Origin of the sequence: Bosea sp. NBC_00550 (genome assembly GCF_026020075.1) — a bacterium.
Classification (GTDB): Bacteria; Pseudomonadota; Alphaproteobacteria; order Rhizobiales; family Beijerinckiaceae; genus Allobosea.
In genome coordinates, this window is the sequence record NZ_CP102772.1 from 2,639,294 (window position 1) to 2,664,896 (window position 25,603).

Here is a 25,603-nt window from a genome sequence, read left to right on the forward strand (position 1 = left end):
GTTCTGGAGCTTGGATGGCGCGGCGAGACCGCCTCCGCCTGCTAACCCCCCACACCGTCGCAGTAACTGCTCACCCGTCCAAATCTGGCGGTTGGACAATATGCGTGGCTGACGACGCAGTCAGAGGCTAACCAGTCTGGTCGAGGGCGACCGATTTTACTGCTCTGAGGGAAATCTACAGGGTAAATGCGTGCTGCGAGGGGGCTTCCATAAGGCCGCCGAAGCGGAGTGGCGCGCGAGCCAAGTACACTGTCATTGTCAAGCCATTTATACTTGCGGCGGGTGCGACGATGCTGTATAGGTGATTCTGTCTAGCGGCAATTTCCCATTTCTTCGGGAGCATTCGCGGACAGCCCACGGCCCATCGGGCCGTACCACTGCCGATCTCCTGATCGCGGTGAACGTTGCCGGGATTCCCTCGGCGCGCGGGCTGACCTCTTGCTCCGAAGGACCACCGCCATGAGCGCCCCGCTCTCCCCCAAGGTTGCCGCCTCCCCCCAGTGCCTTGATGCCGTGCCCGTGCCGAAGCGGCGCGCGATCAAGGCCGGCCTGCCCCCGGGCCAGGCGACCGACGCCCTCTATCGCGATCTGCAGCTCACGGTCGAGCACGTCCCCATCGCAAGCCTCAAGGCCTACAAGCGCGCCTTGCGCCGCCACCCGGCGGCGCACATCGAGCAGCTGCTGGCTTCGATCAGGGCCTTTGGCCTGGTGCAGCCGATCCTGATCGATCGGGATGGCGAGATCGTCGGTGGCCATGGCCTGCTCGAGGCGGCCCGCAAGGCCGGTTACCTGACCGTCCCGGTCATCCGCCTCGGGCACCTCGACGAGGTGCAGCAGCGCACCCTGCGCATCGCCCTGAACGGCCTGGCCGAGAAGTCCGCGTGGGACCGGGAACTGCTGGCGCTCGAGTTCGGAGAACTGCTCGAAATCGAGCACGCGCTCGACCTGAACTTCGGGCTGGAGATCACGGGCTTCGCCTCGGCCGAGATCGATCAGCTGATCGAGAGCGCGGCGACGGCCAGCTGCGACGCGGCTGATGACGTCTTGCCGGACGAGGTGGCCGGCGACCCGGTCAGCCGGCCCGGCGATCTCTGGCTGCTCGGCGACCACCGCCTGATCTGCGGCGATGCCCGAGATAGGGCGACCTACGCAGTCCTGCTGGGGGGCGAACGCGCGGCGATGGGCATCCACGATGCGCCCTATGACGTCCCGATCTCGGGTCATGTCGCCAAGCCCGGCAAGCACCGCGAGTTCGTGATGGGCTCCGGCGAGCTGGGGTCCAACTTCATCCCGTTCCTCACCGCCTTCCTGACCGCGAGCACGGCCTTCCTCGTGCCGGGCGGTTATCAGTACTGCTTCATGGACTGGCGCCACATCGGCGAGATGCTCGCAGCCGGGCACGGGGCTGGGCTGGAGTTGAAAAACCTTTGCGTCTGGAACAAGGGCTCGGGCGCGATGGGCTCGCTCTACCGCTCCCAGCACGAACTCGTCTTCGTGTTCAAGGACCCAGGCGAGCCCGGCACGAACAACGTGCAGCTCGGCAAGTTCGGGCGGAACCGCACCAATGTCTGGGACTATCCGGGGGCAACGAGCCTGCGTCAGGAGCTCAAGTTGCATCCGACGCCGAAGAATGTCGCGATGATCGCCGATGCCCTGCGCGACGTCACGCAGCGCAACGAGATCGTGCTCGACGCCTTCTCCGGTTCCGGCACCACGATCATCGCCTGCGCCAAGGTCGGGCGCCGTGCCCACGCGATCGAACTCGATCCGCACTATGTCGATGTCGGCGTTCGCCGCTGGGAGACCTGGTCTGGCGGTTGCGCTCGCCACGCCGCCACCGGCCTGACCTTCGCTGAGATCGCCGACCTCCGTCTGCGCCAGGTCGCGGACACGACCTCCGAAGCCCAGCCGATCTTCAAGGTGCGGCAGCGGTCGCGGCAGGTTGCGTGAGGTGACGTGCCATGACCCGCAAGACCCCGAAGAATCCCGCGACCGACTATGAGGTCGGTCGCGGCAAACCCCCGAAGGCCTCCCGCTTCAAGCCGGGGCAGTCCGGCAATCCCGGTGGACGCAAGAAAGGCAGCCGCAACTTCAAGACGATGTTCCTCGAAGTGCTCGAGGCCGACACAGAAATCACGGAGAAGGGCCGTGGGCGGACAGTGCCTGCGATCCAGGCTCTCATTCTCAGCCAGGTTCAGGAAGGCTTGCGCGGGAAGCTGCGCGCCATCGATAGCATATTCGCTCGTTATGAGCGCTACGCTGACGTCGATGCCGAACAGGTCGAGGAGCTGCCGGAAGAGGATCGGGCCCTGCTGCAGCATGTCCTCGCCGGGTACGCGGGCCAGAAGACGCCGCTTGCCACGAAATCCCAGGCCCCGCCGCAGCAGGCCGAGGATGAGGAGCATGATCATGAGTGATCGCGCTCGTCTCCTGCGGGCCTTCCTGCGCGAAGACCTGTCGACCTTCAGCCAGAAGGTCTTCGGCACGCTTGAGCCCGGTACACGCTACTTGCACAACTGGCACATCGATCACCTGTGCTGGCAGCTGATGCGGGTCGCACGCGGCGAGGTTCGCCGCCTCATCATCAATGTCCCGCCGCGGTCGATGAAGTCGATCACCGTCTCGGTCGGCTTCCCCGCCTGGGTGATGGGTCAGGACCCCACCAAGCGGATCATCTGCGTGTCCTATGCCGATGATCTCGCGCGCAAGCTCTCGGTCGACACGCGCACGGTGCTCGACAGCCCCTGGTACCGGGCGCTGTTCCCCAGGCTTCAGCTGGCGTCCAAACGCCCGCGCAACATGGAGTTGATCACGACGGAGCAGGGCTATCGCTTTGCCGCGGGCATCAATGGCTCGATCCTCGGCCGCGGGGCGGATCTCATTATCGTCGACGATCCGATCAAGGCGACCGATGCGATGTCGGAGAAGGAGCGGCGGCGGGTCAATGAGGCCTTCGACAACACCCTGCAGACCCGCCTGAATGACAAGCAGACCGGCGCGATCGTGATCATCATGCAGCGCCTGCACGAGGACGATCTCGTCGGGCACGTGGTTGGCCGAGAAGACTGGGAGGTCGTCTCGATCCCGGCCATCGAGACCGATGCCAGGACCTACCAGCTCAGCCACAGGCCGGGGCATATTTATGCGCGGCCCGCGGGCGAGGTCCTTCACGCGCGTGAACCCCTCAGTGTTCTCGAGCAGATGCGGCGCGCACAGGGGTCGCTCACCTTTTCCGCCCAGTATCAGCAGGCTCCGATCCCGCCCGAGGGGAACATCGTCAAACGCGAGTGGCTGCGCTCCTACAGCAAGCCGCCGCAATCCTTCGACTTCATCGTGGCCAGCTGGGATACCGCCTCGACCTTGTCGGAGAGCGCGGATTACTCCGTTGGCACGGTCTGGGGCGCAAAGGGTCTCGACTTCTATCTGCTTGATCTGGTGCGCCAGCGTCTGGAAGTGCCGGAGTTGAAGCGGGAGATCCTCCGCCTCTCCAAGGCCTGGAATGCCGATCAGACGATCATCGAGAATACCGACATCGGCCGAGCGATCACGCAGGATCTGCGACGGTTTGGCGAATGGCACGCCATCCTGCGCAAGCCGCGCTACGACAAGCAGACGCGCTTTATCATGCAGTCGGCCCGATTCGAGTCAGGTCAGGTCCATGTCCCGCAGGAGGCGCCGTGGCTGGCCACCTGGCTCAGCGAGCTCCTCGCTTTCCCGAATGGGCGCCACGACGACCAGGTCGACTCCACCAGCCAGGCGCTAAGCTATCTCACCGGCCGTACCCACCCGCCCCACGCGGCTCAGACCCCGCGCGAGCGCCCTCAGCACATCCGCCGTCCTGCTGGGTTTTCGCGGCCGGCCCGCTTCCAGAGAGGCGGCGCCGAAGAGTAGCGCGGTTGCGTCGCTGGGCGAGGAACCAAGAGCCCCTCAAGCGCCATATGATCTCCCGAGCGACGCTGAGACTCTTTGAGCCGAGGTCGCGCAACAGTGGCAAATTGCGACGGCCGCCGCGTAAGTCGGCTTTGCTCAGGGCAAAATCCTGGCTCGGCGACATTTCCGTGACAATGCTGGTGCGCCCAATCCATTGCTTGCGCTGCTGACGATGCAGCGGCGCCCGTCGAGGTCGGGAAGGATCGTATATGACATGCAGCCGGCTCAGCCCCCCGGGACCAGAGCGCGCACCGCCCTGCCGATCGCTGCGCCGTCGCCCGCTCGCAATCCCGCAGGATCGACAAAGAGAATATTATTAGAGGCCCAGCGTTCGCTGAGATGAATCGGCTTGGCTAGCCGCTGGAGTTCGGACGATACGGTCAAGGCGTCCGGGCCGCCGCAGGTGGTGCCGAATGATAGCTTCAGCCCGGGATAATGGCGCCCGGTGACGACCTCGCAGCTCACATGCTGCGACCCTGCCAGCGCCTCCGAGACCGCGGTCAGCTCGCGAATCATAGCCTCGGTTTCGCTGGCGAGGTCGCGTGTCTCGAAAAGCTCCAATGCTGTGAGCAATCCTACGATCGATTCCTTGTCGACCTTGAATCCGCGGCCAATACCGTGGTGGGGCGGACGACGCCGCAGTTCGTCGGGTATCAGGCCTTCCGCGGGAGACCAGGTGGCCGGCGAGATGTCCATGTCCAACTGCTGAATCAGTGCCGAAGCGACGAGGTCGCGGCGACCGCACAGCAGGCCGGTGCCCTGCGGACCACGAAGCGCCTTGCCGCCGCTGATGGCCACGAGCGCGGCGCCCTCATCAATGAAACGGCGGAGATTCTCCTTCGGAGGCAACTGTGCAGCGGCGTCGACGATCACCGGCAAGCCATGCTGAGCGGCCGTCCTGCAGACCATGGCCAGAGACGCCTGTCCCGGCGGCCCCGCCGTGAAGGCGACGGCGACCGTGCGAGACGTGATCGCGCTTTCGATTTCCCAGGCTTCGAGACCCCTCACCCCCGAGCCGATCGCGATATCGTTGAAGCCGACATCGACGATGCGGGCACCTGCGGCACGTATGGCGTGGTCATAGGCGTTGCGGTGCGCGCGGAACATGATGACTTCGTTGGGTTCGTCATCGATCGCGGGTAATCGCTCCATGATGCGGACGTCGAATCGCGCGAGGCAGGCGGCGGTGGCGAGCGTGAGCGCCGCAGCGGCCCCCCCGGTGACGATGCCGGCCTCCGCTCCGGTATGACGCGCGATGATCGCGCTGGCCCGTGTCTGCAATTCCGTCATGTCGACGAAATGGCCGGCCGCCTCGCGCATGGCGTCGAGCACGGCGGGTGCCATAAGGCTCCCACCCAGTCGCGTCAGCAGACCCGCTCCGTTGATTCGCGTGGCGACGCCGAGACGTTCATAGATATCGGTCACAGTCCGCCTCCGGGGACGACGTCGGTATTCGGCCGCAAACTATCCTACCGTGGCAGGCTCAGATCGCCATTCCCGTGACAATGCCTCTGAACAACATGAGGGCGGCGAATCCCTACGCAAATGAGAGGGCTCAGCGCGCGTACGCCGCACCAGGCCACATATTGGGTGCAGCGCGAGCGTATTGCGGCGGCCGCGGCAGGTCGATTCCAAGCCGGTCTGCGGCATGCCAACCCCATCGTGGATTGTTGAGAACTGCCCGCGCTACCGCAATCTGGTCTGCCTGCCCTCCACTGATAATTGCGTCAGCGTGAGTTGGGTCAACAATCATACCAACAGCACGGACGACGATAGACGGGACGGCCTTTTTCACCTCGTCGGCGAACGGAACCTGATATCCTGGCGCTACGGTCACCCGCACTTTTGGCGTAATCGCGCCGCTCGTTACGTCGACGTAGCTGGCCCCGCTCGATGCGAGAGCGTGTGCAAGTGCAATCGCGTGTTGCGGCGTGATGCCGCCCTCAACCCAATCGGAGCCCGTAATGCGCGCGCCCCAAGCGGCGCTGTCCGGAACCTCCGCGGCAACCGCTTCCGCAACGCACAGCGGAAAGCTCATGAGATCGGCCCAGCGATCCAGGCGCTGGTTCGCCAGCGGCGATAGGAACTGGTGCAGCAAATAGCCATGAGCCATATGCAATTCGATCACATCGAAGCCGATGTTGATGGCGCGCCGTGTGGCAACGGCGAAACCGGCCCGGATTCGATCGAGCTGCGCGTCACTGGCTTCGGCCGGAGCCGGCCAACCGTCGTCGAAGGGTATCGGCGACGCGGAAACGGTCGGCCAAGAGTCGTCGTCGGCTGCCCGCGCGGAACCGCCGTTCCACGGTGCGTGCGCGGAGCCTTTACGGCCCGCATGCCCGATCTGGATGCCGAAGCGTGTTCCAGGCAGCGCCACCGCCTTTGCTGCCGCGAGCACTCTCGCGAGTGCGCGTTCGTTGTCGTCCGAATACAGTCCAAGGCACCCATGCGTGATCCGGCCGGCACGCTCGATGCCGGTCATCTCCACCATGACAAGGCCGGCGCCCGACATCGCCAGCATGGGCAAATGCTGGAGATGCCAGTCCGAAGCGCATCCGTCAGAAGCGGAATACTGACACATCGGCGCAATCGCGATGCGATTGGGGACGCGGACTGGACCGATGTCCAGCGGATCGAACAAGTGTGACATTGAAACCCTCATAAACAGAGCCGAGCGCTCCCGCCGGAACTTCGGCAGACCACTGTCCAGCCCCTCGGTCAGGCCGCTAGATCGGTCAGGTTGCGAACTGCGAAGTCGCGCAATCCGTTTTCGATCTCGGTGATCGAGCGGACGAGTCGCGTGGTCAAAGGCATCGACAAACCATGGCGCTCACCGATACGGATGACCGGTTCGAGCAGGGCCGACACCTCGGTCGGGCGCTTGCGCACCGCCAGATCTCGCCACACGCCTGTGCGATTTTTCTCGGAATGGCGATAGTGATCGGCCATTTTCTGGAAACTCGCATTCATGCGATTCAGATCGCCGGCCAGAAATGCTTCTGCGTCAAAACCGTCGACGCCAACCGGACGCACGCCCTCCGCTGCCGCCGCCTGCATGAGCTCGCGGCCAATCCCGGCAAGGATCGGGCGCAATGCCGGATTGTCGAGAAGCACGGGAATGGTCTCTGAGGTCAGCGCCGTGCCGATCAGAAGCGAGCCATATCCAAGTTTGCCCCAAAGAAATCCTAGGACATTTTCGCTACCGGATACCGCAGGATCGAAGGCGTGCAGCATGTCGACCAAAGCTTGAAGCCGCGCGGTAATCGTGCCGTCAAGCTCCCCGAGGACGGCTCTCCCCCGACCGCCATAATGGATGACGCCCGGGGAGGTCACATCGGATGCGAAATTGACCAGCGCCAGCATCGTCCGCTCACGTCCGACGGCGGCTGCGATGGCTTCGCCGTTCAGGCCGTTCTGCAATGAAACGACGACTCCGCCCGGGGCGAGATGTGGCGCGATAGCTGCCGCGGCCCCGGTGGTATGATGGCCTTTGACGGCAAGAAAAACGTGGTCGAAGGTGCCGGTCACGGCCGAAGGCGTCACGGCCTTGGCCCCCACCGTGAAGTCCGCGATCGGCCCGGTCAGGCGCAGGCCGTTCCCATTGATCGCGGCGACATGCGCCTCATCACTATCGACCAGCAGCACATCCGTTCCTGCGCGGATGAGATGCGCTGCGATAGAGCCCCCGATGGCACCTGCGCCCCACATTACAAGGGATTCTTGTCCGGCCATGATTCTACTCCGCGAGAAGGACGACGTCGTCTGGACGCCAACTGGCAACGACGTGGTCGCCGATATCGATGGGCGCGGCGTCGAAGTCGCGCGGGGAAGTATAGGCGACCAAGGTAGGACCGCCTGAAATTGAGATCTGATAGGCATGCGAACTGCCACGGAACACATGGCCCGTTACCGTTCCAGCGATGGCGTTTTCCGCCCCGCTCCCCTGCCCCCGTTCGAGACGCACCTTTTCCGGGCGGATCGACAAAAGCCCTGGTTGCGCTGATGGCGCCCGGCTCGCGCGCACGGCGATCCCTTCGCTCGTACGGCCCGTCCAAACATCGCCGGATTGCTCCCCGCCATCCAGATTAAAGATGGTGGAGGCGCCGAGGAATTCTGCGACGAAGCGGCATGTCGGACGTCCATAGACTTCCGTCGGCGTACCGATCTGCAGGACGGCGCCGTCCTTCATCACCGCCACGAGGTCGCTCATAGTCAAAGCCTCCTCCTGGTCGTGTGTGACAAGCACGGCCGTAATCCCCAGCGACTGTTGCAGCTGGCGCAATTCGAACTGCATATTTTCGCGCAGGTTCTTGTCGAGAGCGCCAAGAGGCTCGTCCAGAAGCAGGACGATCGGATCCGTCACGATCGAGCGGGCGAGCGCAACGCGCTGCTGCTGCCCCCCCGACAGCTGATGCACGAACCGATCGCCATATCCGGAGAGCCGAACCATATCGAGCGCTTCGGCAACACGCGTCGCGATGGCCGCCCCATTTTGCCCGGCCATCTTCAGTCCGAAGCCGATATTGTCCGCGACGCTCATATGCGGAAACAGGCTGTAGTTCTGAAAGACCATTCCGAGCTTCCGCTTATTGGGCGGAAGGTCCGTGATCTCGCGCCCGCTCACCCGCACAGAGCCAGTGTCGGGCCGTTCGAAGCCCGCGATGATGCGCAGCGTCGTTGTCTTGCCGCATCCGGAGGGGCCAAGAAGTGAGATAAGCGAGCCGCCCGGAACGGTCAGTTCCAGGGGCGCCAGGGCCACAACGGAACCGAAGCGCTTCGAAATTCCGGCTAGCTCGAGCTCGGCGCCGGCCCGGGCTTTGTCGGCGATGACATTCATCTCTTGCGATCCTAGCTCAGCTTCATGCGGCGCGGGATAGCGCCGCCGCCGTCGACGGATAGGGTCGCTCCTGTCGTGAACGATGCCGCGCTCGACGCCAGAAAGGCGACCGCCTTTGCCATCTCGCCCTCGCGAATGAGGCGGCCGAGCGGAAGTTGCGAGGTGATCGCCTCGGCGTAGCCAGCCGGCATCGGACCATCGGCTCCGCCAAGCGCAAGGCCGGGCTCGACCATGTTAACGCGGATGCCATGGGGGGAGAGTTCGAGCGCGATGCCCTTCATCATCCATTCGAGCGCGCGCTTGGAGGCGCAATAGGCCAGCCCGTTGGTGCGCAGGATGTGAGCTGCGGCTGAGCCGATGAAGACGAAGCAGCCCTCCCGCCTCTCGCTGATCATGGCCTCGCCGAAATAGCGGGCAAGAAAGAAATTGGCGCGAACGTTTACATCGAAGACGCGGTCGAATACCTCCGGCTTGGTGTCGAACAATCCGCCGAAAGGATAGATGCCGGCATTGGCGACGACGATTTCAGGGGTTCCCATGCGCACACCGACGTCGTCGCGGAATTGCTGAATCTGCCCCATGTCGGTCAAATCACAATCGAACAATTCCGCAAGAGGAGTGTCTGCGCTCCCCGCTTCGGTCATGCGCAGATCGGTGAGCGCCAGCCTTGCTCCCAGCGCAGCAAAGTGGCGTGCGAGCTCTCGGCCATAGATGCCGGCCGCCCCCGTCACCACAACCAGCTTGTTGCGGAATTCGCCGGTGGTCATGTGGGAGCTCCAATATTGCGTATGCCAAAGATCCGATCCACGACGAACAGCGTCGCGAGCGCGAGCAACATCTGCACGGTGCTGACTGCAGCGATGGAGGGATCGAACTGGTTTTCGGTGTAGCTGAGTAGAATGACCGGGAGAGTGCTCGTCTCCGGACTCCCGAAGAAGAACGAAATCGGCAGATTGTCGAGCGAGATCAGGAAGGCAAACAGCGCGCCTGCGAAAATGCCGGGGCTCACCAGAGGTAGCGTGACATATCTGAAGGTCTGCCAACGCGAGGCGCCGAGTATCATCGCGGCTTCCTCAACATCGGCCGGCTGTGAGCGATAAACACCGATCACGGTGCGCACGATATAAGGCACGGCGACGACGCTGTGGGCAATCAGCAGGGCCAACAGCGAAAGCCCGAAGCCGAGCGTGGACAGGTAGAACAGAAGCGCAAATCCAAGCACGATCAGCGGCATGGAAATTGGCGCGACGAGAAATGTCGCGATGGCATCGGCCGCTTTCGAGCGGCTTCTTGCCAGCGCCAGGGCCGCCGGCACGCCGATCGCGGTCGCAAACAGAGTCGAGAGCACTGCGACCTTAATGCTGACAATCAACGAATTCAGAAAGGGCTCGTATTCGACCACGCGGCGAAACCAGCGCAGGGAGTAAGACTGAATTGGAAAGCCGATATAGCTTTGGGCCGAAAACGACATCCACACGACAATCGCGATGGGCGCGATCAGAAAAACGAAGAATACCAGCATGAAGGCGCGCAGCGCCCAGGCGGGCATATCTTCAGACAGGCGATGGACGAATTTTCTCATGGCTTCGTTCCGCGTCGCCGAAGAAGGCGCGCCTGAATGACGAGGCAGATCACTGCAGACATGAGCAGGACGTTGCTCATCGCCCCAGCGAGGACGAAATCACGCGTCGAATTGATTTGCTGATAGATGAGCAGCGGAAAGGTCTGCAGGCTGCCGCCACCGAGCAACAGCAGTGTAACGAAACTGCCGTTGGCCAACATGAACACGAGGATGAAGCCGGTGCCGATTCCATCCAGCGTGAGGGGAGCGGTAATCCGGAAGAACGTCGATGCACGCCCAGCACCGAGCAGGCGCGCCGATTCTTCAAGCCGGCGGTCGACACCTTGCAGCGACGAGGTAATGGCGAGAACCATGAACGGAACCAGCACCTGAACCGTCGCCAATAGCGCGATTACGGGGCCATTGAGCAGATTGAGGGGGCGCTCGATCAGGCCGAATTCCATCATGAACGCATTGGCAAAGCCCTGCCGCGCCAGCAGGACGCGCCAGCCGAAGGTTCGCATGATGATGGAGGTGAGCAGCGGCGCCACGAGGAAGAAGATGCACAGGCCATAGAGCCGCCCGGCGTGCCGCACCATGAAATAGGCGACGGGATAGCCGACCAGCAGGCAGGCGAGCGTCACGGCGAAGCTAAAGCCGAGAGTGACGCCAAGAACTTCAAGATAATAGGGATCAAAAAACAGACGCTTGTACGGCGCGAACGACCATCCCCCGTCGGCACCCACGCTGCGGATCATGTTGTCCGCGAGCGGGAACAGGAAGAAGGCCAGCATGAAGAATACGGCCGGTAGAGACCAGACGAGCGAGATAGTCGGCCCGCTCGACGAACGGCCGGTCATGGTTTTCCAGAAGCGTCGGGCTTTGCCCGACGCCAGAGTCATCGTCATAGAGCCGTCACCCTTCCTGGCGTGTCCTACGCGCGGATTTCGCGATTCCAGCGATCCAGCCATTCACGTTGCGCGATTCCCGTCTTCTCGAACGGAGGCCAGCGGGTTTCCTGCCAGGGCGTGATGCGCGAGCCCAGCGGCTCGGGATAGTCCACCTTCGAATTGCTGACGCCAAAATTCATACGCTTGGCAACCTCGGCCTGGGGGCCCGGCGAGAGCAGCGAATTGATGTATTCCCACGCCGCATCAGAGCCGTTTTTCACCTTCTGGGCGATCGACGGCTGCATGACCCCGCCCTCGGTCGGATTGACGTATCGAATCCATTTGGCGCCAGCATCGAAATGTGCCCAGGCCCGGCCATCGACGTAGACGGCCACATCAGCCTCGCCGGATTCGAGCTGAGTCAACGGATCGGATATGCCAGTCCAGAAGACGCTATTGGCCTTCATCTGCTTAATTGCCTCGAAGGCCGGCGTGACATTGTCGACGCTTCCTCCAAGCGCGTCTGCCAGGGACCAGATGAGAATCTGTGGCGTGCCCGTGTAGGCGGCACTGGGAAGCGAAGCACGCCAGCGGCCCTTGATGGTCCCCTCGACGAACTCCTTAAAGCTCTTGGGCGGCTGCTTCACGCGCTCGTGGTAGGCAAGGCCCCACGCCCCGTAAGTGAAAAGGACGCCGTTCCCTTCGACCACATCAAGGAAACGGGCCGGTACGTCAGCGAGGTTGGGGACCTTGTCCTTTGCCATCGGCTCGACGAGGCCGGTCTTCCCGGCGATCAGGGCGAGATCGACAGTGTTCATCAACACGTCGATCGGCGGCTTAGCTCGATTGGCCTCAATTTGAGCCATCCATTGCTGCGGGCCGCCGATGAGGACGTTCGCGCGGACCCCGGTCCGCTTGGTGAAGTCGGGAACCATGACGTCGCGGATGGTCTGCTCCCAGATTCCCCCGAAGGCGGTCACCGTGATCGCTTGCGACTGCGCATGAGCGCCGCCAATGCGCAGCCCGCCGGTGGCGAGGCCCACGGCTCCCGCGCCGAGTCCCCGGATCAATTTGCGACGGTTGAGGTCAAGCATCTCTCTTCTCCCTGTTGCTTTGTCGTTGTTTGGCGTCTGCGGCGGCTTGATTGCCGTCGCGCCGCAAAGGCGCATGGGCCGCCGCAAGCCTCCCGGTAACTTCGGCGGCGGCGGATTTGAGCGCGCCGATGATCTCGTCACGGTCGGCTAGGAAACGCACCGTCACAGCTCCGACAGTAAGCGCCCCGGCGATCGCGCCAGAAGGGCTGAACACGGGAGCTGAAATTCCGGTCGCTCCTGCTGCCCATTGATCAATGTTGAGCGCGATACCCTCGGCGCGAACCGTTTCAAGGTCAGCAAGAAACGTGGATTTATCGACATCCCTATGTAACTGAAGATAGTGGCTAACGGCGCCCGCCGGCGAATGTGCGAGCAGTACACGGCCACTTGCGGTGCGATGTGCAACGCGAAGCTGGCCAAGATCGGCATCGTAGCGGATCTCGCGCGGCGAGACGACCTTGGTCAGCATCCGAACGCGGTTGTCGCTCGTCAATGCGGATAAATGCGAGGTTTCCTGCAAGCAGCGCGTCAACTCGCCCATCACCGGCAATGCGAGCCGCACCATAAGTGCGAGCGGCCCGCCAATCCAGCCAAGATCATGCTGCCGCAAGGCCGGGTTGACGAGATATCGATCATAGGCGTCGCGCATTACGTAGGCACGATCAACCAGCGTCCTCAGCAGCATCAACGTGCTGCTCTTCGGCGCATCGAGCAATCTCGCGATCTCGCCCAACGACAAGCCAGCATCAGCCGTCGATAGGACCTCGAGACAGTCCAGGACGCGAACGGCCGATTTCACTTGCGAGTTCACATCCATCAACTCTATTCTACCTGCTGAACGATACTCAACGAACGGTCGAGCCGTCAACCGGCTGTATAATCGAACGGAACCGTGGAGGTGGCACGACCTGCCGTGGCCGGCGTGGTGCGCCGCCAGAAACGATCGGAGGGCGGGAGATGATCATGGCGCACGAGATGATCGAAACGCTGTGCGGAGCAGTGAGCGCCACTGCGATGATGGAGCATCTTGAGGTATTTGCTCGCCGTGTGAAATTATCGGGAACGCCTGAGGAGCTCGAAAGCTTTCGGTACCTGCAGTCGCGACTTGATACCTATGGGCTAAAAACCCATCTGATCCTTCACGATGCCTATATCAGCCTGCCGGGTGATGCTTATATTGAAGTCGATGGAAGTAGGCTTCAATGCATTACGCAATCATTCTCACGCCCCTCGCCGGCGGGCGGCGTGCATGCGCCAATCGTCTATGCAGGCGCTGGGCTACCGAAAGATTTTGCGGCTCTCGATGCGCGCGGCAAGATCGTTCTCCTCGAACATATCGCCAATCCTGGAGCGGCCCTCCGGTCTTCGAGAGCAGGCGCGGTTGGGCAGATCCATATCAGCCCACATGAACACCTCCACGAGATGTGCATTTCCTCGGTCTGGGGCAGCCCGAGCGACGAAACGATGGACCGATTGCCCAGCACGGTCGTGGTCAGCGTCAGGAAAGTTGATGGCGACGCGCTCAAGCGACGCATCGAGGCCGGCGAAACAATCGAAGCAACACTGCACGCGGAAGTAGATACCGGCTGGCGGAAAACGCCGCTATTGACGGGAGATCTGATCCGAAAAAATGCAGGGCCGGACGAGCCTTTCGTCATGTTTTCGGGCCATCATGACACTTGGCATCTTGGGGTCATGGATAACGGCACCGCGAACGCGACCATGCTTGAGATTGCCCGCCTTTTCGCGGCAAATCGCTCGCACCTTCGGCGTAGCCTCAGGCTGTGCTTTTGGTCCGGCCATTCTCACGGCCGCTATTCAGGCTCAACTTGGTACGCTGACAATTACTGGAAAGAGCTGGCGACGCGCTGCGTCGCGCATGTGAACATCGATTCGACGGGCGCATTCGGCAACACGGTGTTGACGGATGCTCTATCGTCCTCGGAACTCTTCGGGCTGGCGTCGGAAGCGATCAAGCAGCAGGGAGACCAGACGCTCGACCGCCACCGCATGAGCAGAGCGGGTGATCAATCGTTCTGGGGAATCGGGGTTCCCTCAATGTTCATGGGGATGGGCGAGCAGCCGCTCGGTACGGCTAATGTGATGGGCGCCGTACTCGGTGGCATAAATCGCAAGGCTGCCGGCTTTGGTTGGTGGTGGCACACACCTGACGATACGCTCGACAAGATCGATAAGGACCTGTTGGTCCGCGACGCACGCATTTATGTTCACGCATTGTGGCGCCTCTTGACTGATCGTATTTTGCCGCTCGACTACGCGGCTCATGCCGCGGCGCTGGCCGAGGAAATCGGAGAGATAGAAAAAGGCCTTGCCGGAGCGCTGAACCTGACGGAGCTGGCATGCTCGCTTGCGGCTATGCGGGAGGCTGCAGGAGCGCTCCGAGACCAAGCCGCAAGCAACATTTCCGATGCTGAAGCAGACCGGATCAATTCAGCAATTGTAGCGACGTCACGAGCAATGGTTCCGATGGACTATACAAGCGGTGATCGGTTTGAGCCTGACCCGGCGCTCACGCAGACGCCCTACCCTATCCTCGATCCGCTCCGTCGTCTTGCCGCCGCGGCAAGCGATTCGGGCGAAACTAGGTTCTTCGCGGTTTCGGCAAAACGCGGCCTGAACCGCCTCGTTCACGCGCTCAACCAGGCTACAACTGCGCTCCGGCGCTAGAGTTTTGGGAAGAAGCTCTGCCTAAAATCGCGCGCCAAGATTAAACGAAACATGAACGTAATGCAGCGTGCAAATGCTTAGTTGGAAGGCGAAGCGGCCCGAAACCTTCGGCACCGTATGCTCGGTATTCCACTCCGGCTGCTCACTCGATCCGCGCTGGATCCAGCGCCGCTCGAGGCATGAGCGGCTGATCATCCATACCGATTGGCCGCGCGCCGCGCGAGGGGAGCATGCCCAGGCGATCGTCAAGGCGGTCGGCCTGCCTCAGGCCCATCTCGTTCTCTATCCGCAGGAGATCAGCGGCGGCCAGCAGCGCTGTGTCGGGCTTGCGCGCATCCTCGTCGCAACTCATCATCTTCGACGAGCCGGCCTCTGGTCTCGACGTGTCCGTCCAACGGACTGTGCCGGCGCTGGTTCGCGATCTCAGGCGAGTTCGACCTCATCTATCTCTTCATCAGCCACGACCTCGCCGTTGTGCGGTCGATCTGCGACCTCGTCGTCGTGATGTATCTCGGCCGCATCGTCGAGATCGGCAGGACGGCTGACGTCCTCCACGGCCCGCGCCACCCTTATCCGCGTTCGCTTCTGGCGGCAGCGCCGCGCATCGGCGGACCGCGTGTGACAAAGAACTTCATCCTCCAGGGCGAGCCGGCCAATCCCCCCAATGTCCCCTTCGGCTGCCGCTTCCGCACCCGCTGTACCCTCACAATTCAGGTCTGTGCCGAGACCGAGACCCAGGTTGAGTTCGAACATCATCACGGCGTCGCCTGTCTCTGTTGGCGCGAGCAAACTGCGTGAGCACGCCATCTGAGGTAAGACCTGACAAAAGTGGGCCTGCCGGACAGGGGCCGTCCTGGGTGACGGCACTGGTCACGATGGTCGCTGTGCAGATGGCAACCGCCTTCCTCTCGCGCATTCCGCCCACACTGGCGCCGGCGCTTGCCGCCGAGCGTGGTTGGTCGGACGCGGTGGTCGGTTACCTCGCCAGCATGAATACGCTCGGGTCGATCTTGTTTCTTGCACTCGGCGCACCGTTCCTGCGCCGGCTTGGCTCCGTAAGATCACTGCAGTCAGGTCTAATCCTCGGGGTCGTTGGGTTGACGCTGCTGCTGCCGCCCTTCTCCGCAATGGCTGCAATGGCTTCTCTCCTAATCGGGGTTGGCTACGGCCCATCCTCCCCGGCCGGAAACGATGTTCTTCACAGAACGGCCTCTCCGCAGCGACGAGCTATGATCTTCTCGATCAAGCAGGCAGGGGTGCCCTTGGGCGGCATCATCGCTGGGCTAGTCTTACCCCCGATCGTCGCCAGCTTCGGCTGGCGGGTTTCGCTGCTTGTGTCCGGACTATTCGTTTTGGCGATTATCTTGGCCGTGCAGCCGATGCGTGCAGGTCTAGATGCCAGCCGGAATCGTGACCAGGCCTTGACGATGCGCGCACTCTTCGCGCCCGCCAACATCCTCTCGTCACTATCGGCCGTCACAGCGTCGCCCTCGCTCTTCCGCCTCGCAGCAGCGGGCGCGTGCCTCGCGATCGGCCAAGGGATCTGGTTTGCCTATCTGATGACCTTTGCGGTTTCCGTCCTCGGCTACGATCTCAAAGCCGCCGGCGCTGCCTTCGCGATCATGCAAGCCACGAGTGTCCTGGGCCGGATTCTTCTCGGCTGGGTCGCCGACCGATACGGCTCACCGCGGCGGCTTCTGGGCCTGATCGGTCTCGCGTCCGGGCTGACGTCGCTCGCCCTGGCCTTCGTCGGGCCAAGCTGGGCATTTCCTACTTTCTGTGCGTTAGCCGCGGTCGCCGGCATCAGCATATCCAGTTGGAACGGTGTTCAGCTCTCGGAGGTGGCCCGTGCCTGCCCATCCCATCTGGTGCGGGAGGCATCCGCAGGAGCTACCCTGATCATCTTTCTCGGTTATGTCGTCGCGCCGGCAGCGTTTGCCCTGCTGTTGTCGCTGACAGGGCGTTTCGACATTGGATTTCTGGTCTGCGCCTGCTCGGGGGTCCTGTGCTTCGCGATCATGCAAGGCCCAAAGCACAAATCGGGTTAAGAGCCGCTGATGCCCGTCGAGGCGATCCGGTTCTTTCGCGTCGCCCCGCCTCCCGCGCGCAAAAGCGGATCCCTGATCTGCCCCTGGCGCGAAAAGACTCAGACTTGATACGGCCTATATGAGATGTGCGCGGGTGGGGTGGCGTGCCTTGAGCGCCGGATCTTTCGTCAGGCCCTGAGGTGGTCCAGAAGCTCCTTCTTCAGCGCGCCTCGCGGCTGGATGAACAGGCTGCGATAGATGGTTTCGTGCGACACCTGATTGTGCGGCTACGCGGGCCGATGCGCGCTTGAGCCAGCCGGCAACCTGCTCGGGCGACCACTTCCGCCGCAGCTTGACGCGGAATTTTCCCAGCGGGCCAGGAAGGCTTCTTCGGTCTCGGATAGGGACGGCCTGCCTCGCAATTCGCGGAGCACGGCTCCGCCCACAGCGAGCGTGCCCGTCACGGGAATGGGCGATTTGAGTTTGGGCGGTTACCGGCTGTCCAAACAAATCCGCTCCACCAGCGCTCTTGTCAGACCGGAGCCCGGTAATCTCGAAACTTACTAAACGGTTAGGACGCCGATGAGGCCGGCGACTCTGTCGGCGGCCGTGGTTCGCGGCGCAGCTATAGGAGCATTCTCACGCCTTGAATCTGGCGAGGTTCGTTTTGGGGTGGTACCCGGGTATCCGCTTGTGTGAAGAGTTTCGGATGCCGGCCCCTGCGGGCGGGTTCGGACGTGGCTGAGGGCCGGCGGTGCTGTCACGTTAACTGGCGGCGGGCTTCATGAGGCGCATTTGGCTGCGTGACAGGCTCCGCCTTTGACAGACATTCCCGTGACAATGCCCACCAGATCAATGCGCTTTCAGCAATGCGTCTTCGGCACGCTGAAGAAATGCATGAACAGGCCCCTCCGGATGGCGGGTTAGCAGGGATTCCGGCCGGAACAGCAGGCCGCCGACCGGCAGCGTTCCATGTTCGAGCGCCAGCACTTCGTCCGCATCGTCCCGCGCGATTGCATGCAAAGCAGCAGGAACCTGGCTCGAAAGGACAACGCAGCGGTGGTAGCAGCCGACGACAAGAGACTCGGCGCGGTTCGGTAACAGCCATGAAGGGCCAACCGAAGGCCGCGCCAAAACCCGCTCGCCATGGCGAGGCGTGTTCGCCGGCTCGGCCTTCGCACCGAACAGTTGTGCAAGAGCCACCATACCATGCCCCAGCGCCAGCACCGGGCGCCCTGCCGCGAGAAGGTTGGCGAGGACCTCGCGCGCGGTGACGAGCGCCGCATCCGACAGGTCCGGGGAGACGATATAGGCTCGATCGCTCTCCGGCCGCCGCAGGCCTGCTGCCAGGGGCTGCAGGGCGACGTCGGCCCCCGCAGATCTCAGGAGGGCTTCCAAGATCTGCGCGAATGGCGCACCACCCAGGATCGTGACCGGGATCCTGGCGACTACATCCGCGCGAGCGGCGCTTCGCGGCGGCGGGGCGGGTTGGACTGTCTGCGTCGACGCAAGGTCGAGCGTGCGCAGGAGCGCACCGGCTTTCGTCACGGTCTCCCGCTCCTCGTCGATCGGGTCGGACGAATGCAAGATCGTCGCGCCGACCGTGATTTCCGCCGTCCCGCCGGCGAGCCGCATTGAGCGCAGAACGATGCCGGTGTCCAATCGGCCGTCGAATCCGAGGCGCCCGATGGCGCCGCCATACCAGCGCCGCGGGGCCGCTTCATTGGCGTCGATGAAGGCGATCGCCTCCTGGCGGGGAGCGCCGGTTAGCGTCACCGCCCATACATGAGCGCGAAAAGCGTCGATTGCATCGCGATCGAGACGCAGCTGACCCTCGACGTGATCGACCGTGTGCAGGAGATGCGAATAGGTCTCGATCTGGCGGCGCCCGAGAAGGCGGATCGAGCCGGGTTCGCACAGCCCCGCCTTGTCGTCGCGATCGATATCCGTGCACATCGTGAGCTCGGCTGCCGCCTTGGATGAATTCAGGAGTTCTAGCGCCCGTTCGGCATCCGCTACGGCATCGTCTCCACGCTGGATCGTTCCGGAGATTGGGCAGCTTTCGACCCGGCGGCCTTCGACCCGCACGAACATTTCCGGCGAGGCGCCCACCAGCGCTTCCGTCCCGAGATTGGCGAGGAACTCATAGGGGCTCGGGTTGATACGATCGAGCAGGCGGAAGAGCGCATCGGGCCCCGCCGCGAGCTCGCGCCTGAAGGTTTGCGCGAGAACCACCTCGAACAATTCCCCGGAGCGGCAGGCCTCGACTGCCCGGCGCACCATATCGGCATAGGGCAGTTCCTGCGTCGCGGCGGTTGCCGCCTGGCTTCGCAGGGGAGAGGCGCTTCCTGTGCGCGGCATGCCTTCGGTCGAGCGCGCTTCGAGGGCAAAGTCATAGGTGACAACCTTGGCCTGTCCGGTTTCAGGATGATCGGCGACGACAATCCGGTCCGGCAGGTAGAGGACCATGGCTTCGTGATCGTCCTGCGGCCGGCCGCGTCGCTCCAGCCCCAGCGTATGAAACGCCAGATCGAAACCGAAGGGGCCGAAGAGACCGAGATGTGGATCGTCAGAGCTGAGCCCTGCGACAAGGCTCCGCAGGGTTTCGAACAGGGTCTCGCCCGTCGCAAGGCGCCCCTTGACCGCACCCGAACCCGTTTCCAGATCGGCGATGCCGCCCTGCGCGAAAGCGGCGGCGATGGCCGGCAGGAGAACGCTGCCACGCTCGTTTAACGCCCGGCAAGACAGGTGATCCGCCCGTAGCGAGAGTCTGAGCGGCGGATCGACAAATCCGAGCCAGTGCGGCCGGTAGCGGCCGGGAAATGTAAAATTACAGCGCAGCAGCATACCTTGCCGCGTCCCGAGGCTGTCGATCAGCATATCGAGCCCCGTCGGCGCGGCGATCGTTTCCTCGCCCCGCGTCACAACGAGCCCGGATAGCGTGATGAAGCTGTGAATCACGTTGTTGATGTCCGGTTGTAGTCGAGATGCTGCTCAAGGCGGGCAGCCAACCTCGAAAGGCCAAAGCAGATCGCGAAGAAGAACAGGCCGGCGAAGAGATAGGCCTCCGCCGAATATCCGTTCCACTTCGGGTCGGCGACCGTGAGCTGCACAACGCCGAGCAGGTCGAAGACGCCGACCACGATGACCAGCGTCGAATCCTTCAGCATCTGGATAAAGGTGCTTACAATATTGGGCAGGGCGGCGCGCAGCGCCTGCGGGAGCACGACGAGCCTGAGGCAGCGCGCATAACCCAGCCCAAGAGACCGTGCCGCTTCCGCCTGCCCGATAGGGATGGTGCGCAACGCGCCCCGGATCACTTCGGCCATATAGGCCGCGGCGTACAGGCACAGGCCGACCACCACCCGCGTAAACAGACCGATGCCTTCACCGCCCGGCACGAAGAGCGGCAGCAGCACCACCGCCATGAACAGGATAGCAAGGAGCGGCACGCCGCGGATAACCTCGACCGTCAGGTTGGCGAGCGCGCGCCAGAGCGGGCTGTCGGCCTGCCGGCCAAGCGCCAACGCGATACCGACCGGCAGCGACACGACCATCGCGGTGGTCGACAATAGCGCGGTCACGAAGAGGCCGCCCCACTGGTCTGTCTCAATGGGAGCCAGACCGAACACGCCACCAGCCGCCAGCACGAACGCCGCCGTGATCCCGATCGCGGCTCCCGCAACCGTCACCGCGATTTGTCGGCGCATGCCGGGAAGCAGCGGCAGGGCGACCCAGCCGAACAGCAGCAGAAACCCGAGATTCAGCCGCCACCTGGAGTGAGAAGGATAGAATCCGTAGACGAATTGTGGCAGCCGCTCGCGGATAAACAGCCAACAGGCGCCGCGGCCGTCGCAGCTCGCCGCCTCACTCCAGGGGAACACCGCATCGAGCACGGCCCAGCGAAACAGCCGCGGGCCGAGGAGAATGCAGGCGCCCACGAGCGCGGCGAGCAGCAAGACGCTCCCCGGGCGCCATCGCCGCTGCGCTGATGGCGGCCGATCGGAGGTTGTCACCGACATGGGCAAGCCGGGGTCTGGGTCATACGCGCCAGTATCTGGCTTCGCTGCGATGAACTAGGCCGGAGATGCCTAGGCTGATCGCGAGATACACCGCCATCGTGATACTGATCACCTCAACAGCCTGTCCGGTTTGGTTGAGGGTGGTCTTGCCAAAAACCTGCATCAGATCGGGGAAGCCGACGGCCGCAGCCAGCGACGAGGCCTTCACGACATTGACGAACTGGTTGCCAAGGGCTGGTAGGGCGGCACGGATCGCCTGCGGCAGAACGACGAGCCGCACTGTCGCGAAGCGGCCAAGGCCGAGCGATTGAGCTGCCTCCCATTGGCCGGCAGCCACGGAGACGAAGCCGCTGCGAAAGGCCTCCCCGATGAAGGCGGCAGCATAGATTGCGAGCGCCGTGACCAATGCCGCAAATTCCGGGGGCAAGGCGAGGCCGCCGGTGACGTTGAAGCCGCGCTGAACCGGCAGGTCCCAATCGGCGAAGGCGGCCGCCGCGAACAGGAGCAGCACTCCCGCAATGGCGAGAGCGCTCCTGGCGGCCAATCGCCGGAGGAGGCCGTTCGCCAGGTGGCGTGTCGAGACAGCAATCAGGACTGATATTGCCCCGGCGGCCAGGCAAGCCGCGACAACCGCATTCAATCCCGGCGCCGCAACCACGATTCCGCGATTGTTGAATATGGCAAAGCCGCCTAGATGTAACGACTGCCTGACGGGCGGCAGCGCGCCAAACACCATGAAGTACCAAACGAACAGCTGCAGCAGCAGCGGCGTATTGCGGACGAGTTCCGTCGCGGCTATCGCCAGCGCGCGTAAGGGCCGATCCTCAGACAGACGGGCGATCGCCAGGCCGAGCCCGAGGCAGGTCGCCAGTCCGATAGCCACGGCCGACACCACGAGCGTGTTCAGCAGGCCGACGAGGAAGGCATTGGCATAGGTCTTCGTCGCATCGTACGGGATCAGGCTGAAGCTGATGTCGAAGCCGGCCGTATCCCAGAGAAAGGCGAATCCGGCATGGATGCCGCGGGCGCGAAGCGTGAAAATCGCTATGACGGCGAACACCGCGACGACGCAGGCCGTCGCGGCATAGACGCCGTATTCGATGCCATGACGACGCAAGAAGCTCTTGCCTGCGTCTCGGGAAACCGCCGCCATGGAACTAAGTCACCGCCGCTCGCCGTATTTTACTGGAACGACGGCGAGAACAGCAGTCCGCCGTCGCGCCAGAGGCGGTTCAGGCTGTTTTCACGCGGGATGACGATCGGGCCCTTCGACCCCAGATTGCGCTCGTACATCTCGCCGTAATTTCCGACGGCCTTGAGAACACGCCCGGCCCACTCCTTGTCGAGGCCAATCAGCTTGCCGAGATCACCGTCGGTGCCCAGCAGACGGCGGATTTCTGGGTCGGTCGTATTGGCCGCGAGGTCATCAACCTTTGCCGCGGTCACGCCGAGCTCCTCGCCTGCGATCAGCGCATTCAGCGTCCAACGCACGAGGTTGGCCCACTGGTCGTCGCCTTGGCGAACAACTGGGCCATTGGCCGCTTTCGAGATCGTCTCGGGCAGGATGATATGGGCGCTCGGGTCCTTCAGCTTCGCGAGGCGGGCCGAAAGCGTCGACTTGTCGGTGGTGAAGGCATCGCAGCGTTCCGCCTCATAGGCCGCGACAACTTGGTCAGCTTGCTCGAACACCACAGGCTTGTACTTCATGTTGTACTGCCGGAAGTAGTCGGCGAGATTGCGCTCGGTCGTCGTCCCGGTCTGGGTGCAGATCGTCGCGCCCTCCAGAGCGCGGGAGCTCTTGATCCCGGCCGCCTTACGGACAAGGAAGCCCTGGCCGTCGAAGAAGGTGACACCCGGGAACGACAGGCCGAGGCCGGCTTCACGCGACATGATCCAGGTCACGGAGCGGGAGAGGATATCGACTTGGCCCGACTGGAGCTGGGCAAAGCGCGCAGCCGGCGTCGCTGGGAGATATTTCACCTTTCCCGGATCGCCTAGGGCGGCGGTCGCGACAGCGCGACAGAAGTCAATGTCGAGGCCACTCCAGCGACCGGTCGCATCGGCGGCGAAGAAGCCAGGGAAGCTTTCGCCCACGCCGCAATTCAGCGTGCCCCGCGCCTTGACGGTGTCCAGTGTGCCAGCGTTCGCGGGGCTCAGCATCGGGACGACCAACATGGCCGCAGCGATGACGAGATGGCTTAATTTCATTCTGTAATCCTCCGGAACAATCACGACGCGCGAGCGCGGGTTTAAGCAGCGCAATCCAGCAACGCAAGCGTCCCTCGATGAACGCCGTGCGCTTGCGATAAGGCGTTGTCACATGGGCATTGTGGCGACGGACCTGAATGCGGATCACCATCTCGTCGAGGTGCCAGGTGTCCGCCGGTTGCGGCCGCAGCCGGCGCGGGTTGCGGGAATAGCTGCATCCAAATTTGAGTACCCATCGCTGGATCGTCTCGTACGAGATCTCGAGGCCGCGCTCAGCCAGCAACTCCTCGACATCGCGATAGCTCAAGGTGAACCGCAGATAGAGCCACACGGCGTGCCTGATAATCTCGGGCGGGAACTGGTGACGGGCGTAGGAAACCGGCCACATGCCACGATCCTCCGTGGCAGGCTCGTATCGCCCATTCCCGCGACAACGCCCGCGCCAGGCATAGTAGGCCGTCGACTCATTACCGCGTAGCCAGATCCTGACGCATGCGAGCTTGAGGCTTGCGAGGAAGTTCTCCGCGAGCTTGTCGTAGCGTGTGGCGACGCGGCGGAACTGTTTGATCTTGTTGAAGAAGCGCTCGATCAGGTTCCTGTTCCTGTAGAGGTGCCGGCTGAAGCAGATCGGGTCCTTCCGGTTGCTCTTGGGCGGGATGTTGGCCCAGGCTCCGCGTTCACCGACGAGGGCGCGCAAGGCGTTAGCGTCGTAGCCCTTGTCGGCCATCAGCATCGCGCCGGGAGCGAGATGGCCGATCAGGTCGGCGGCGCTGGCGATGTCGCTGGCTTGTCCCGCCGTCAGCTTGAGCTGGATCGGGCGCCCTTGCGCATCGACGAGGGCATGGATTTTGGTGGTGAGCCCGCCTCGCGAGCGACCGAGACAACGATCTCGACCCCCCTTTTTCCGGTCGCACCCTGTTGATGGACCCGCACGACCGAGGTGTCGATCATCTGGACGTCGCCGTCGTAAGCCTTTGTGAATTTTCTACAGAACCCACAAAGATGTTTAGCAAAGCCGCCTGTGATTTGGCGGCTTTGCGGGACGGCGTGCTATTTATGTAAATCGTCTTAGTAACACAACTTGCTATTTTTTCAGACGCCACAAAGTTTGCTTCTCAGTTTGTGCGTTTATATATTTAAGCCTTCAAATGGAATGTCACCAACACTGTGATCTCAACGCCTTTCTGCAGCGTCGCGGCTACGCGTAGGAAATTCCCGAAATGGGCGAGTCGCCGGAACGTCACCGCATCTTTCGCCGTCGGCAGGTCGAATTCCGAGCCTTCCGGCGCCCAATGCATCCCGTCCGCCGAAATCTCGATGCGCGCTTTCGGCAGCGCTCCGATCGGATCTTTCAACGCCCGAACGAAGACGACCACCTCCTTTGCCCAGCCGGCTTCGTAAGGCTCCGTCGCGCTGTCGCCGGTCCAGATCTCGTTGCGGGCGACGACGGCAGTGAGGTTTTCAGGCAGCATTAGAAATCTCCCGAAAGGCAGACGGAGTCGAGATATGCGAAAGCGCGCTTGTCAGTGTCCGTCTCAGCGAAGAAGCAGAGGTTGAGCATGCACCAAAGATTCTTCATGGCCGGAATGCGGATTGGCTCGAAAGTCGAGAGATCAAATTTACGGTCGTTCACTTGGAACCCGGTCGCCTGCATCGTAGCGAGATCGAAATCAAATCGTAAATAGTGCCAGTTTATCTTTGTCGGAATCTCGTTGTAGCAAAGCTTCTGCTCGCCGCCGGGCAGGTCTTCCCAATCGGTTGGCGCGAGGTGGTAGTGCGAGATCGTTTTGCCGACATTGCCGATCGGTAAGATTTCGGTGGTCTTGCGCTTGAACTGCCATTTCTGCAGGTGCTTGCCGTCTTGCGCGTTGAGGAAGCGTAAGTGCGGCATTACGCGCTGACCGCCTGCTCCGGCTTGATCCCCCACCTGGAGGTCGTAAAGGAACCCGAAGGAGCGGACATCCGTCTCCATCAGCTGCAGCTCGTTAGCCTCGGGCTTGAAGGTGAAATAACACTCCATCCGGATCGGGCCGGCCTTGCGGAAGGTCAGGCGCTTCAGTGTGACGTTCTGCGCGCCCGCCCTAGCCCTTGTCGCGAGCTTCAGCGCATAGGAGCCATCGACGCCGCCATGCGAGCCGAAGTCCCAGTTGGGCAGTGTCGAAAGCATCGCATGCGAGTGCTGGGCATAGCCGGGCAGCATCTGGTCGAGCGAGATCTCGTAATTGCCGACGAGCTGAGTCCAGCCGCACATGCCGCGATCGAAATCGTCGAGGCAGATGATGCGCGGCAGGGGGTCGAAACGACTGAGCTGCGGGTCGGCCTCGCGGATGGCGCGGCGCATATCTT

General features: G+C 62.8%; 22 protein-coding genes and 3 pseudogenes. 6 read left to right on the plus strand and 19 right to left on the minus strand.

Annotated elements, in window-relative coordinates; translation table 11 throughout:
- Positions 1-459: 459 nt before the first annotated feature.
- The 3 genes from NWE53_RS12620 to terL are packed head-to-tail and all read left to right on the plus strand — an operon-like array spanning position 460 to position 3,891.
- Positions 460-1,950, plus strand: coding sequence for a site-specific DNA-methyltransferase (locus NWE53_RS12620; RefSeq protein WP_265054610.1), 1,491 nt, complete (start codon positions 460-462; stop codon positions 1,948-1,950).
- A gap of 11 nt (positions 1,951-1,961) precedes the next feature.
- A complete protein-coding gene (locus NWE53_RS12625) occupies positions 1,962-2,417 on the plus strand; it encodes a DUF5681 domain-containing protein (protein ID WP_265054611.1) in 456 nt (151 codons plus the stop codon).
- A complete protein-coding gene (gene terL, locus NWE53_RS12630) occupies positions 2,404-3,891 on the plus strand; it encodes a phage terminase large subunit (RefSeq protein ID WP_265054612.1) in 1,488 nt (495 codons plus the stop codon). The genes NWE53_RS12625 and terL overlap by 14 nt, the downstream gene beginning before the upstream one ends.
- A gap of 264 nt (positions 3,892-4,155) precedes the next feature.
- On the opposite strand, the gene NWE53_RS12635 is transcribed toward terL, so the two are convergent.
- The 9 genes from NWE53_RS12635 to NWE53_RS12675 all read right to left on the minus strand — a co-directional run bounded on the left by NWE53_RS12635 (position 4,156) and on the right by NWE53_RS12675 (position 13,129).
- Positions 4,156-5,262 (minus strand): DegT/DnrJ/EryC1/StrS family aminotransferase, encoded by a 1,107-nt coding sequence (locus NWE53_RS12635; protein WP_265054613.1) that lies wholly within the window; start codon positions 5,260-5,262, stop codon positions 4,156-4,158.
- 223 nt (positions 5,263-5,485) lie between these two features.
- Positions 5,486-6,580, minus strand: a complete 1,095-nt coding sequence (locus tag NWE53_RS12640; RefSeq protein ID WP_265054614.1) for an oxidoreductase — start codon at positions 6,578-6,580, stop codon at positions 5,486-5,488.
- 68 nt (positions 6,581-6,648) lie between these two features.
- Positions 6,649-7,662 carry a ketopantoate reductase family protein gene (locus NWE53_RS12645; RefSeq protein WP_265054615.1) on the minus strand — a complete coding sequence of 338 codons (1,014 nt, stop codon included), beginning with the start codon at positions 7,660-7,662 and terminating at the stop codon, positions 6,649-6,651.
- Between the two features lie 4 nt (positions 7,663-7,666).
- Positions 7,667-8,767, minus strand: coding sequence for an ABC transporter ATP-binding protein (locus NWE53_RS12650; protein WP_265054616.1), 1,101 nt, complete (start codon positions 8,765-8,767; stop codon positions 7,667-7,669).
- An 11-nt stretch (positions 8,768-8,778) separates the two neighbouring features.
- A complete protein-coding gene (locus NWE53_RS12655) occupies positions 8,779-9,534 on the minus strand; it encodes an SDR family NAD(P)-dependent oxidoreductase (protein WP_265054617.1) in 756 nt (251 codons plus the stop codon).
- Complete coding sequence (locus NWE53_RS12660; protein ID WP_265054618.1) at positions 9,531-10,349, minus strand: ABC transporter permease; 819 nt, start codon at positions 10,347-10,349, stop codon at positions 9,531-9,533. Before NWE53_RS12660 ends, NWE53_RS12655 begins: the two co-directional genes overlap by 4 nt.
- Complete coding sequence (locus NWE53_RS12665) at positions 10,346-11,236, minus strand: ABC transporter permease (protein ID WP_265054619.1); 891 nt, start codon at positions 11,234-11,236, stop codon at positions 10,346-10,348. Before NWE53_RS12665 ends, NWE53_RS12660 begins: the two co-directional genes overlap by 4 nt.
- A gap of 26 nt (positions 11,237-11,262) precedes the next feature.
- Complete coding sequence (locus tag NWE53_RS12670) at positions 11,263-12,312, minus strand: extracellular solute-binding protein (protein ID WP_265054620.1); 1,050 nt, start codon at positions 12,310-12,312, stop codon at positions 11,263-11,265.
- Positions 12,305-13,129: an IclR family transcriptional regulator gene (locus tag NWE53_RS12675; RefSeq protein ID WP_265054621.1), complete on the minus strand. Its 825-nt coding sequence runs from the start codon at positions 13,127-13,129 to the stop codon at positions 12,305-12,307. The genes NWE53_RS12670 and NWE53_RS12675 overlap by 8 nt, the downstream gene beginning before the upstream one ends.
- Before the next feature lie 146 nt (positions 13,130-13,275).
- On the opposite strand from NWE53_RS12675, the gene NWE53_RS12680 reads away from it, so the two are divergent.
- Positions 13,276-15,000 (plus strand): M28 family peptidase, encoded by a 1,725-nt coding sequence (locus NWE53_RS12680; protein WP_265054622.1) that lies wholly within the window; start codon positions 13,276-13,278, stop codon positions 14,998-15,000.
- Positions 15,001-15,142: 142 nt separating this feature from the next.
- Here NWE53_RS12680 and NWE53_RS12685 read toward each other — a convergent pair whose 3' ends face one another.
- The gene (locus tag NWE53_RS12685; protein WP_265054623.1) at positions 15,143-15,355 is read right to left on the minus strand and encodes a hypothetical protein; all 213 of its coding nucleotides are present in this window, start codon (positions 15,353-15,355) and stop codon (positions 15,143-15,145) included.
- 149 nt (positions 15,356-15,504) lie between these two features.
- Between NWE53_RS12685 and NWE53_RS30015 the strand changes: the two genes are divergently transcribed.
- Complete coding sequence (locus NWE53_RS30015) at positions 15,505-15,798, plus strand: oligopeptide/dipeptide ABC transporter ATP-binding protein (RefSeq protein ID WP_442865025.1); 294 nt, start codon at positions 15,505-15,507, stop codon at positions 15,796-15,798.
- 59 nt (positions 15,799-15,857) lie between these two features.
- Positions 15,858-17,048 carry an MFS transporter gene (locus NWE53_RS12695; protein ID WP_265054625.1) on the plus strand — a complete coding sequence of 397 codons (1,191 nt, stop codon included), beginning with the start codon at positions 15,858-15,860 and terminating at the stop codon, positions 17,046-17,048.
- 170 nt (positions 17,049-17,218) lie between these two features.
- Here the strand turns inward: NWE53_RS12695 and NWE53_RS12700 are convergent.
- The 9 genes and pseudogenes from NWE53_RS12700 to NWE53_RS12740 form a co-directional block, all read right to left on the minus strand.
- Positions 17,219-17,381: pseudogene (locus NWE53_RS12700) on the minus strand (IS30 family transposase); the annotation flags it as partial.
- 498 nt (positions 17,382-17,879) lie between these two features.
- Entirely contained in the window at positions 17,880-19,988 is a 2,109-nt protein-coding gene (locus NWE53_RS12705; protein WP_265054626.1) for a chorismate-binding protein, read from the minus strand.
- On the minus strand, positions 19,985-20,986 hold the full coding sequence (locus tag NWE53_RS12710; RefSeq protein WP_265054627.1) for an amino acid ABC transporter permease: 1,002 nt from the start codon (positions 20,984-20,986) through the stop codon (positions 19,985-19,987). Before NWE53_RS12710 ends, NWE53_RS12705 begins: the two co-directional genes overlap by 4 nt.
- 82 nt (positions 20,987-21,068) lie before the next feature.
- Positions 21,069-22,202, minus strand: coding sequence for an amino acid ABC transporter permease (locus NWE53_RS12715; protein WP_265054628.1), 1,134 nt, complete (start codon positions 22,200-22,202; stop codon positions 21,069-21,071).
- A gap of 29 nt (positions 22,203-22,231) precedes the next feature.
- Complete coding sequence (locus NWE53_RS12720) at positions 22,232-23,257, minus strand: amino acid ABC transporter substrate-binding protein (protein ID WP_265054900.1); 1,026 nt, start codon at positions 23,255-23,257, stop codon at positions 22,232-22,234.
- 136 nt (positions 23,258-23,393) lie between these two features.
- Positions 23,394-23,645, minus strand: a pseudogene (locus NWE53_RS12725) (IS6 family transposase); the annotation flags it as partial.
- 90 nt (positions 23,646-23,735) lie between these two features.
- A pseudogene (locus NWE53_RS12730) lies at positions 23,736-24,235 on the minus strand (IS5 family transposase); the annotation flags it as partial.
- Positions 24,236-24,393: 158 nt separating this feature from the next.
- Positions 24,394-24,729, minus strand: a complete 336-nt coding sequence (locus NWE53_RS12735; protein ID WP_265054629.1) for a hypothetical protein — start codon at positions 24,727-24,729, stop codon at positions 24,394-24,396.
- Complete coding sequence (locus NWE53_RS12740; protein ID WP_265054630.1) at positions 24,729-25,598, minus strand: DUF6772 family protein; 870 nt, start codon at positions 25,596-25,598, stop codon at positions 24,729-24,731. Before NWE53_RS12740 ends, NWE53_RS12735 begins: the two co-directional genes overlap by 1 nt.
- Positions 25,599-25,603: the final 5 nt, after the last annotated feature.